This is a genomic window from uncultured Georgenia sp., assembly GCF_937958535.1.
Lineage (GTDB): Bacteria > Actinomycetota > Actinomycetes > Actinomycetales > Actinomycetaceae > Oceanitalea.
In genome coordinates this window covers 1-9,751 of the sequence record NZ_CALGNQ010000080.1, presented here as the reverse complement: position 1 = coordinate 9,751, position 9,751 = coordinate 1, and the positions used below count along the sequence as shown (strand labels likewise).

The window sequence follows — 9,751 nt, the reverse complement described above, 5'->3', positions numbered from 1 at the left end:
TTGCTCACTCAGTGCCTCCTGGTCGTTGCGCGGGCGCGCCCGCGCCACGTTGTCGTACGCCATCCTATGCACGGGCACAGGGCCGGGGCCGTACCAGTCCAACGTGACCGGCCCCGCCGTTGTTCCATCTCATCCTCGAGGCTGATCCCCTCCGCCCGCGGGGTGAGCACCGCCCGGCACAAGATCCGCCTCGCGGGCGTCGGCCGCGCCCGCGGCCCGGTCGTACTGTGGACAGCGGACAAGGAGGCAACGCCCATGATCGAAGCCCACGAGCTCACCAAACGCTACGGCGCCAAGACCGCCGTCGACGGTGTGAGCTTCACCGTCGAGCCGGGGACCGTCACCGGCTTCCTCGGCCCCAACGGCGCCGGCAAGTCGACCACGATGCGCATGATCGTCGGCCTGGACCGGCCGACCTCCGGCACGGTGACCGTCAACGGCCGCCCGTACGCCGAGCACCGCACCCCGCTGCGGGAGGTCGGTGCGCTCCTCGAGGCGAAGGCCGTGCACCCCGGCCGCTCCGCCTACCACCACCTGCGTGCGCTCGCCGCCACCCACGGCATCCCCAAGCGGCGGGTGGACGAGGTCATCGAGATGACCGGCCTGCAGGCGGTGGCGAAGAAGCGGGTCGGCGGTTTCTCCCTCGGCATGGGCCAGCGGCTCGGTATCGCCGCCGCGATGCTCGGGGACCCGCGCACCCTCATCCTCGACGAGCCGGTCAACGGGCTGGACCCCGAGGGCGTGAAGTGGGTGCGCACGATGGTGCGCTACCTCGCGAGCGAGGGCCGCACGGTCTTCCTCTCCTCCCACCTCATGAGCGAGATGGCCCAGACCGCCGACCAGCTCCTCGTCATCGGCCGCGGCCGCATCATCGCCGCCGGCCCGGTGCAGGACATCATCGACGCCACCCAGGGCACGCTCGTGCGCGTCCGCTCGCCCCGAGCCACCGAGCTCAGCGAGCTGCTCGCCGCGCCGGACGTCACCCTGCGCGCCACCGAGCCGGGCCTCATCGAGGTCACCGGCCGCACCGCCGAGCAGATCGGCGACCTCGCCGCGCGGTCGGGCATCCCGCTGCACGAGCTCACCCCGGTCCGCGCCTCGCTCGAGGACGCCTACCTCAGCCTCACCCAGGACGAGGTCGAGTACCGCTCGGAGGACGCCTCCGACCACCTCGCCGTCGGCGGGCCGAGCACCGTCCGTGAAGGAGTCTCCCGATGACCGCCCAGACCGCCCCCGCCCCGACCCTCACCGTCCGGCCGGTGTCCTTCCCCCGAGTGCTGAGCTCGGAGTGGGTGAAGTTCTGGTCGCTGCGCTCGACCTACTGGACCGTCGGCCTCACCGTCCTCGCCATGGTCGCCATCTCCCTGCTCATGGGGTCGGTGACCCTCATCGCCGACGGCGAGGAGATGGGCCCGCCGCCCGAGCTTGTCATCGGCATCGGCTACTCCTTCGGCCAGGTGACCATCGCCGTCCTCGGCGTCATGATGATCGCCAGCGAGTACACCACCGGCCAGATCCGCTCGACGCTGGCCGCGGTGCCCACCCGGGTCCCGGTGCTCGCCGCCAAGGCGATCCTCATCGCGGTCGTCGGGTTCTTCCTCGGGATCATCGGCACCGCGCTGTCCTACCTCGTCACCCTGCCCATGGTGGGGGACAACGCGGTCGACCTCGCCGACCCGGAGGTGCTGCGCCTGTTCTGGGGCGCCGGCCTCTACCTGGCGGCGATCGGGCTGCTCAGCCTCGGCGTCGGGGCGCTGCTGCGCCACACCGCCGGTGGCCTCGCGCTCGTCCTCGGCGTCCTGCTCCTCCTGCCGACCATCGGCCAGCTGCTGGCGATGTGGCAGGACTGGATGGCCACGGTCTACCCCTACCTCCCGACGGTGGCCGGTGAGCGCATCGCCGCTCCCGCGATGGGCGAGATGGAGCAGGCGATGGGCCTGCCCGTCCCGCTCGAACCCTGGACCGGCTACGGCGTGCTGCTGATCTACGTCGTCGTCGTCCTCGTGGCTGCCGCGCTGCTCATGCGTAGGAGGGACGCCTGAGTACCTCGCGGCCCCCGGCGCCGGAGGGCACGTCGCACGGCGACGGCCCTCCGGCGCCACCTCGTGCCGTCCCCGTGGCGCCACCCGCCGCGCGGACCGCCCCGCAGGCGCCGCCGGTCCCCGAGCTGCCGACCACCGGCCGGGGACCGGTCCGCCGCTTCCTCCACCGCCACCCCGTCGTCGTCGACTGGGTCGTCGCGCTGTGGTACGGGCTCCCGGCCGCGGGCGGCGTGCTGTGGAACCCGGGCTACGAGTCGGTCTCCGACCGCCTCACCGGCGCAGTGCTCGCCCTCGTCGCCTTCGTCGCCCTCTTCCGGCGCCGCCACACGCCGGTCCTCGTCCTGGCCGTCATCACCATCGCCATGGTCGTGGCCCAGGCGACCGTGGGCGACACCGCCGGTCTGGAGATCGCGGCCGTGTTCGCCATCTACGCGGTCGCCGCCTACCGGCCCACCCGCACCGCCTGGGTCGCGTTCGTCGCCCTCACGGCCGTCCACGCGGCCACGGTGGCGGTGTGGCCCTTCACCACGGCCACGGTGGTCTCGGAGGACGGCACCGAGGTCGCGCTCGGGGAGCTGGAGTCCTTCGTCGTCAGCGTCAGCGTCCTGCTCGCGTTGTCGATGATCGCCCTCATGCTCGGCATGTCGGCCCGCGGCCGGCGGCTGCACATCGAGGCCCTCGTCGAGCGGGCCGCCCAGCTCGCCCTGGAACGGGACCAGCGCGAGCAGATCGCCCTCACCACCGAACGCAACCGCATCGCCCGGGAGATGCACGACGTCGTCGCGCACAGCCTGTCGGTGATGATCGCCCTGGCCGACGGCGCCCGCGCGGCCCTGGACAAACGCCCGGAGCACGCCCGGCTCGCCCTCGACGAGCTCGCCGCCACCGGCCGGTCGGCGCTCGCCGACACCCGCCGCCTGCTCGGGGTACTCCGGGAGGACGCCGGGGGCGATGCCACCGACGCGCCGCTGGCACCGCAGCCGACCTCACCGGACCTCGCCGACCTCATCGCCCGCTTCCAGGCCGCCGGGCTGCCGGTCACCTTCACCGAGTCCGGGCCGCCGCTGCCCGCGGACACCGGGCTGCAGCTCGCCGTCTTCCGGATCGTCCAGGAGGCGCTGACCAACGTCCTGCGCCACGCGCCCGGCTCGCCCCGCATCGACGTCACCGTCGAGCGGCGGCCCGGCTACGTCGTCATCGAGGTCGACAACGCGGACGGCGCGAGCTCCTCGGCGCCCTCCGGCGGACGCGGGCTGGTCGGCATGCGCGAGCGTGCGGCAGTGTATGACGGGCACGTCGACGCCGGCCCGACCCTCACCGGGTGGCGGGTGCGGGCGGTGCTGCGGTGGACGGAGGAGGACACGTGAGCATCCGGGTGCTGCTGGCGGACGACCAGGCGCTGCTGCGCATGGGCTTCCGCCTCGTCCTGGACGCCGAGGACGACCTCGAGGTGGTCGGCGAGGCGGCGGACGGTCAGGCGGCGGTGTCGATGGCCTCGGCGCTGCGGCCCGACGTCGTGCTCATGGACGTGCGCATGCCGCGGATGAACGGCATCGAGGCGACCGAGCGGATCGTCGCGACGGTGCCGCAGAGCCGGGTGCTCATCCTCACCACCTTCGACCTCGACGAGTACGCCTTCTCCGGCCTGCGTGCCGGGGCGAGCGGGTTCCTCCTCAAGGACACCCCGCCCGAGGCGCTCGTCACCGCGATCCGCACCGTCGCCAGCGGCGATGCCGTCGTCTCCCCGCGGATCACCCGGCGGATGCTCGAGCTCTTCGGGGAGCGGCTGCCCGCCCCGGCCGAGGAGCAGACCGCCGGGCCGGACGACGCGGCCCTGGCGGGTCTGACGGCACGTGAGCGCGAGGTGCTCGAGCTCGTCGCCGAGGGCCTGTCGAACGGGGAGATCGCCGAGCGGCTCGTCGTCTCCGAGGCGACGGTCAAGACGCACGTCGGAAAGGTGCTGGCCAAGCTCGACCTGCGCGACCGGGTGCAGGCGGTGATCTTCGCCTACGAGTCGGGGCTGGTCCAGCCCGGCTGACCGGGCCCGAGCCTCACTCCGCGGCGGCCGAGGGCGAGGGCTGCTTGTTCTGGTTGCCGGTGGCGGCGGCGACGAAGGAGGCCCGGGGGCTCTGCAGCGACCCGAGGGCGACGAGCTCGCGGCGGAAGAACAGCGCCGTCGTCCAGTCCAGGACGATACGGACCTTGCGGTTGAGGGTCGGCATCGCCCACATGTGGTACGTGCGGTGCATGAACCAGGCGGCCGGGCCGCGCAGCTTGAGCCCGCCGATGTTCGCCACGCCCTTGCCGAGCCCCAGCGAGGCGACCGTGCCGAGGTTCTTGTGCCGGTACTCCTCCAGCGGCTGTCCGCGCAGCTCGCGGACGAGGTTCTTGGCCAGGTGCTTGGCCTGCCGCACCGCGTGCTGCGCCGTCGGGCCGGTGGTGGCGCCGGGCTCCTCGGAGGTGAGGTCGGGGACGGCGGCGCAGTCGCCCGCGGCCCAGGCACCGGGCACGACGCCGTCGTCGCCGGCGACCTGGAGGGTGGGCAGGGTGCGGACGCGGCCGCGCTCGTCGAGCGGGAGGTCGGAGCGGGCCAGCACGGGGTTGGCCTTGACCCCGGCGGTCCACACGACGGTGTCCGCCTCGAACTCCTCACCGGTGGAGAGCTTGATGTGCCCGTCGACGCAGGACTCGAGGAAGGTGTTGAGGTGAATCTCGATGCCGCGGGCGCGCAGCTGCTCGATGGCGTAGCCGCCGAGCTCCTCCCCCACCTCGGGCAGGATCCGGCCGGCGCCCTCGACGAGGACGAAGCGCATGTCCTCGCGGCGGATGCCGTCGAACATCTTGGCCGCGTCGCGGGCCATGTCCTCGATCTCGCCGAGCGCCTCGATGCCGGCGAAGCCCCCGCCGACGAAGACGAAGGTGAGCTTGCGGCGGCGCAGCTCGGGGTCCCAGGTGGAGGCGGCGACGTCCATCTTGCCGAGCACCTGGTTGCGCAGCGCGGTGGCCTCCTCGACCTGCTTGAAGCCGATGCCGAACTCGGCCAGCCCGGGGATGGGCAGCGTCCGGGCCACCGACCCCAGGCCGATGACGAGGTGGTCGTAGGAGAGCTCGTAGCTCTCCCCCTCCTCGACGGGCTCGACGACCACGCGGCGGTCGGCGTGCCGGATCTGCGACACCGAGCCGGTGATGAGCGTGCAGCCCCTGAGCTCGCGGCGCAGCGGGGCGACGACGTGCCGGGGCTCCAGGTTGCCGGCCGCGGCTTCCGGCAGGAAGGGCTGGTAGGTCATGTAGGAGCGCGGGTCGACGATGGCGATCTCCACCTCGTCGCGCCCCATCTGCTTGCGCAGCCCCAGCGCGGTGTAGAGGCCGATGTACCCGCCCCCGAGGAGCAGGATCCGGGTGGTGCGGCGCGGACGGAGACCGGCGGACGGAGCGCTCATACCAGCGATCGTATGGTGCCGGTGCCCGGACCGCGCGACGCGGAGGGGCGCTGAGAGGGACGCCACCCGGGGCTAGATGAACTCCTCGGCCGCATCGTCGTCATCGTCGGTGGGCCAGGGCAGCCGCGCCCGCAACTTCTCCTGGGAGGTCTCGTAGGCGGCCAGCAGCTCTTCGCGCCACGACCGCACGCGCTTCGCGGGAAGCGTCACACTCATCGTTCTCACCATCCTTCACGGGTCCGCCCACCCGTTCGGAGTGCCCCAAGTCTTGTCGACCGTGCCGTGCGACGCATCCGCCGGGAGCGCGAAGCGGGGTGGACCAAAGAAGGAAACTGGTCACCGCGGTGACCGGCACCTTCGTGTCACCTCTAGGTATCGGCCGGGGGCCACGGTCGTTGAGGAGTTCGGATCGCGATCAAGGTCTTCGACGCAGTACAGCGGTCACCCGTTGCTGTGAGATGAACCAGTGCTCGACATCTGGGTCGATCTCCGCGAGGACGGCACGCATGTCCTGGAACTGCCTCCGAACCACGCCGGTGCGTAGAAGCGGCTCGAGGTGAGCCACGCGGTTCCGAAGCTGGTATATGCCATGGACGGAACGCCGCAGCTCATCGGGCGATCGCTGAAGATGTGGAAAAGCGTTGTGCAGCGCTTGGCGCCAAAGCAACTGACGCCCCGGATCACGATCTGGCAGTAGAAAGCGCCAGGTGCCGAAGGACAGTTGCGCCAAGAGGTCAGCGTGCGCGAGAGGACGCTTGTGCCGTCTGATTGCGCGCTCCGCCCGTTGCCGGGCGTTCTCGAGTTCCTGTTCACGAACCAGCCGACGCAGGAGCGGCGCTGGCGTCATGAGCCAATCGCGTGACAGCGGCTCCCCAGTCTCACCGTCCGCCTGGAGCGCATTCCATGTGCAGAGTTGCGAATCGATCGCATTGCGGAGGACGACCTCTACCACGTGGAGCGCTTGGTACACCGCCCCAGAGAGCTCGATGTTCCATTGGTACAGACGAATCGCCCGCCGCTCGACGCCATTGCACGCAACGAGGTACGGCGCCAGACGCGCACGGGCGAGATGCGGCTCCAGCGCTTCGTAGAGGCTTCGCCCATCGACAGTTTCCGACACGTCCTGTAGGCTACTGAGCCGAAAGCAGGGGCAGGTCTCCCTGTTAGACCTTCACCATGGGCCCGCCGGCAGCACGCCGGTCGGGCCCATGGCATCTTCAGTGCAGTACCTGTCCTCGTGCCCCCAGCGGGACTCGAACCCGCACTGAGCCGATTTTAAGTCGGCTGCCTCTGCCGGTTGGGCTATGGGGGCAGCGCCGGTGGCGCCCGGTCAATCCTAGGGGCGGGGCCGCCGGGCGGTGCTCAGGCCGGGGAGGCGGTGGCGCGGCAGCGGGCCAGGACGTCGTCGAGCATCGCCTCGGTGAGCCGGCCGGTGAACGTGTTCTGCTGCGAGACGTGGTAGGAGCCGACGAGGCGGACGCCGCGGCCGCCCGGGGTGGTCAGCTCCGCCTCCGCGCCGTGGCCGAACACCGGCCGGGGGCGCGGCACCGCCCAGCCGAGGGCGGCAACCGCCGTGAGCGTCGCCCGCCAGGCGATGCCGCCGAGGGCGAGCACCGCCGTCGTCGTCGGCTCCAGGAGGGTGATCTCCCGTTCCAGCCAGCCGCTGCACGCGGCCCGCTCCTGCGGGGTCGGGGCGTTGCCGGGCGGGGCGCAGCGCACCGCCGGGACGATGCGGGCGCCGGTGAGCTCCAGGCCGTCGTCGGCGGCGACGGAGGTGGGCTGGTTGGCGTACCCGGCCCGGTACAGGGCGGCGAAGATCCAGTCGCCGGACCGGTCGCCGGTGAACAGCCGGCCGGTGCGGTTGGCGCCGTGTGCCGCCGGGGCGAGCCCGACGACGAGGAGGTGGCCGGTCGGGTCGCCGAAACCGGGCGCGGGCCGCCCCCAGTAGGTCTGGTCGGCGAAGGCGCGCCGCTTGACGTCGGCGACGTGCTCCCGCCAGGCGACGAGCCGGGGGCAGGCTCGGCACACACTGGAGCGCGCGTCGAGGGTGGCCAGGTCGCGGCTGCCGGCGGCGAGCCGGCGCACCCCGGCGGCGGAGCGGGCGACGGGCGTCTGCGGCGTGGCCGGGTCCCCCGGCCACCCGCTGCCCGGCGCGACGTACCCCATCAGCGCAGGCTCAGGGCGATGCCGTCGAGGATGTCGTGCTCGCTCGTGCGCACGGTGGTCAGGCCGCCGGCGGCGTCGGACACGAAGGTGACGACCTCGGACCAGATGAGCGCCCCGGCGCCGATGACGTCGACCCGCCCCGGGTGCATGAAGCCGAGGGAGGCGCGCTGGGCACGGGTCGCCCCGAGGAGCGCGGCGCACGAGGCGAGCACGGTCCGGGTGGGCACCTCGGCGCCGTCGATCCGGTCGCGGTCGTACGCGGGCAGGCCCAGCGCGTGCGCGGTGACGGTGGTGACCGACCCGGCGACGCCGACGATGGTGCGCACCTCCTCCAGCGGCAGCTCGGAGTGGACGTGCTCGAGCAGCGTGCGGATGTCCTTGCGGGCGGCCTTGACCTGCTTGCCGGTGGGCGGGTCGGACCGCAGGTGGCGCTCGGTGATGCGCACGCTGCCCATCTTCACCGAGACCCCGGCGCTCGGGACGTCGTCGCCGAGGACGAACTCCGTCGACCCGCCGCCGATGTCGACGACGAGGATCGGGCGCTCCTGCTCGGGCCCGATGACGCTGGCGGCGCCGGCGAAGGACAGGGCCGCCTCCTCCTGGCCGCTGATGACCTCCGGCTCCACCCCGAGGAGCTTGCGGACGCCGGAGACGAACGTGTGCCGGTTCCCGGCGTCGCGGGTGGCCGAGGTGGCGACGAAGCGGGTGGTCTCGACATCGTGGTCCCGGCACACCTGGGCGTAGCGCTCGACTGCGGCGAGGGTGCGCTGGAGTGCGGCGGGGTCGAGCATGCCGGTGCGGTCGACGTCCTGGCCGAGGCGGACGATCTCCTGGGTGCGCAGCACCTCGACGAGCGGGCCGCGGCGCGACACGTCGGCGATGAGCAGGCGGATGGAGTTGGTCCCGCAGTCGATGGCCGCGACGCGGGTCATCGGCCGGCCTCGCCCGCCGTCTCGCAGCTGCAACGGTCCGGGCGCCAGTGCGGGCGCAGCAGCTCCAGCGCCTCGTCACCGAGCGGGTTGACGCCCGGGCCGACGGCGAGGGAGTGCGCGACGAGCACGTGGAGGCACTTGACCCGGGTGGGCATCCCGCCGGCGGACACGCCCTCGATCTCCGGGACCTCGCCGAGCTGGGAGCGCCGCGCGAGGTAGTCCTCGTGGGCCGCGGCGTAGGCGGCGGCGAGGGCCTCGTCGGTGCCGAGCCGCTCGGTCATCTTCTTCATCACGCCCTGGGCCTCCAGGGTGCTCACCGCCCGGACGGCGGGCGGTGCGGTGAGGTAGAAGGTGGTCGGGAAGGGCGTGCCGTCCTCCAGACGGGGGGCGGTGCGTACGACCAGCGGGCGGCCGCAGACGCAGCGGGCCGCGATGTCGACGACTCCGCGGGGCGGGCGGCCGAGCTGCTCGGCCAGGACGTCCAGGTCCGTGGCGGTCACGGAGGTGGGGTGATCGTCGGTCACCGGGCGATTGTCCCCCAGTCCGGCGCCGCGGCGAAACGCTCAGCCCTCCGGCGGGGGCTCCTCACCGACGGCCGCATCGCCGGCCATGGTCACCGACTCCCACAGCGCCAGGTACCAGGGGGCGTCCTCCATCCCCGGCACACCCGACTCCTCCAGCTCGGCCTCGACCTCCTCACCGACGACGGTCTCGGGGTCGACGACCCGGAAGGTCTGCTCACCGGGCATGACGTAGCCGAGCCGGTCGCGGGCCTGGGCCTGGACGAAGGTGTCGTCCTGCCATTGCTCCAGCTCCAGCTCCAGGGCGGCGTTGCGCTCCTCCACCGCCTCGATGTCGGCGCGCAGCTGGCGCAGCTCCTCCTGCTGCTCGACGGCGTGCCGCAGGGTGGGAGCGAGCACGATGAAGGCGACGAGGAGGACGACGAACAGCCCGAGGCTGCGCAGCGTGACCGTCGGGCGCGCGGCGGCCTCCTCGGCGCCGTCGTCGGTGCTGCGGACCACCGGTGCGGACGCGCGCGGAGTGCTGGGCCGGGTGGGTCCGGCGGGTCGCTGCGGCCGGCCGGGGCGGCTGGTGGGACCGGGGCGTCCGGTCGGTCCCGGGCGGGCGGTGGCGCCGGGGCGTTTATGGACATTGCCAACGTCGTGCGAGA

General features: G+C 72.8%; 11 protein-coding genes and 1 tRNA gene. 4 read left to right on the top strand and 8 right to left on the bottom strand.

Annotation, left to right across the window (positions count from 1 at the left end):
• Window positions 1-255 precede the first annotated feature (255 nt).
• The 4 genes from Q0195_RS04805 to Q0195_RS04790 all read left to right on the top strand — a co-directional run bounded on the left by Q0195_RS04805 (window position 256) and on the right by Q0195_RS04790 (window position 4,080).
• Window positions 256-1,218 (top strand): ATP-binding cassette domain-containing protein, encoded by a 963-nt coding sequence (locus tag Q0195_RS04805; RefSeq protein ID WP_299275313.1) that lies wholly within the window; start codon window positions 256-258, stop codon window positions 1,216-1,218.
• Complete coding sequence (locus Q0195_RS04800) at window positions 1,215-2,042, top strand: ABC transporter permease subunit (protein ID WP_299275310.1); 828 nt, start codon at window positions 1,215-1,217, stop codon at window positions 2,040-2,042. The genes Q0195_RS04805 and Q0195_RS04800 overlap by 4 nt, the downstream gene beginning before the upstream one ends.
• A gap of 74 nt (window positions 2,043-2,116) precedes the next feature.
• The gene (locus Q0195_RS04795; RefSeq protein WP_299275308.1) at window positions 2,117-3,409 is read left to right on the top strand and encodes a sensor histidine kinase; all 1,293 of its coding nucleotides are present in this window, start codon (window positions 2,117-2,119) and stop codon (window positions 3,407-3,409) included.
• Window positions 3,406-4,080 carry a response regulator transcription factor gene (locus tag Q0195_RS04790; RefSeq protein ID WP_299275306.1) on the top strand — a complete coding sequence of 225 codons (675 nt, stop codon included), beginning with the start codon at window positions 3,406-3,408 and terminating at the stop codon, window positions 4,078-4,080. The genes Q0195_RS04795 and Q0195_RS04790 overlap by 4 nt, the downstream gene beginning before the upstream one ends.
• A gap of 13 nt (window positions 4,081-4,093) precedes the next feature.
• On the opposite strand, the gene Q0195_RS04785 is transcribed toward Q0195_RS04790, so the two are convergent.
• The 8 genes from Q0195_RS04785 to Q0195_RS04750 form a co-directional block, all read right to left on the bottom strand.
• A complete protein-coding gene (locus tag Q0195_RS04785; RefSeq protein ID WP_299275303.1) occupies window positions 4,094-5,482 on the bottom strand; it encodes an NAD(P)/FAD-dependent oxidoreductase in 1,389 nt (462 codons plus the stop codon).
• A gap of 72 nt (window positions 5,483-5,554) precedes the next feature.
• A complete protein-coding gene (locus Q0195_RS04780) occupies window positions 5,555-5,698 on the bottom strand; it encodes a hypothetical protein (protein ID WP_299275300.1) in 144 nt (47 codons plus the stop codon).
• 199 nt (window positions 5,699-5,897) lie between these two features.
• Window positions 5,898-6,602: a hypothetical protein gene (locus tag Q0195_RS04775; protein WP_299275298.1), complete on the bottom strand. Its 705-nt coding sequence runs from the start codon at window positions 6,600-6,602 to the stop codon at window positions 5,898-5,900.
• A gap of 118 nt (window positions 6,603-6,720) precedes the next feature.
• Window positions 6,721-6,794: transfer RNA gene (locus tag Q0195_RS04770), tRNA-Leu, on the bottom strand.
• A 50-nt stretch (window positions 6,795-6,844) separates the two neighbouring features.
• Window positions 6,845-7,648: a uracil-DNA glycosylase gene (locus Q0195_RS04765; RefSeq protein ID WP_299275296.1), complete on the bottom strand. Its 804-nt coding sequence runs from the start codon at window positions 7,646-7,648 to the stop codon at window positions 6,845-6,847.
• The gene (locus Q0195_RS04760; RefSeq protein WP_299275294.1) at window positions 7,648-8,580 is read right to left on the bottom strand and encodes a Ppx/GppA phosphatase family protein; all 933 of its coding nucleotides are present in this window, start codon (window positions 8,578-8,580) and stop codon (window positions 7,648-7,650) included. The genes Q0195_RS04765 and Q0195_RS04760 overlap by 1 nt, the downstream gene beginning before the upstream one ends.
• Window positions 8,577-9,104 carry a DUF501 domain-containing protein gene (locus Q0195_RS04755; RefSeq protein WP_299275292.1) on the bottom strand — a complete coding sequence of 176 codons (528 nt, stop codon included), beginning with the start codon at window positions 9,102-9,104 and terminating at the stop codon, window positions 8,577-8,579. The genes Q0195_RS04760 and Q0195_RS04755 overlap by 4 nt, the downstream gene beginning before the upstream one ends.
• 39 nt (window positions 9,105-9,143) lie before the next feature.
• Window positions 9,144-9,602, bottom strand: a complete 459-nt coding sequence (locus Q0195_RS04750; RefSeq protein ID WP_299275290.1) for a septum formation initiator family protein — start codon at window positions 9,600-9,602, stop codon at window positions 9,144-9,146.
• Window positions 9,603-9,751 lie beyond the last annotated feature (149 nt).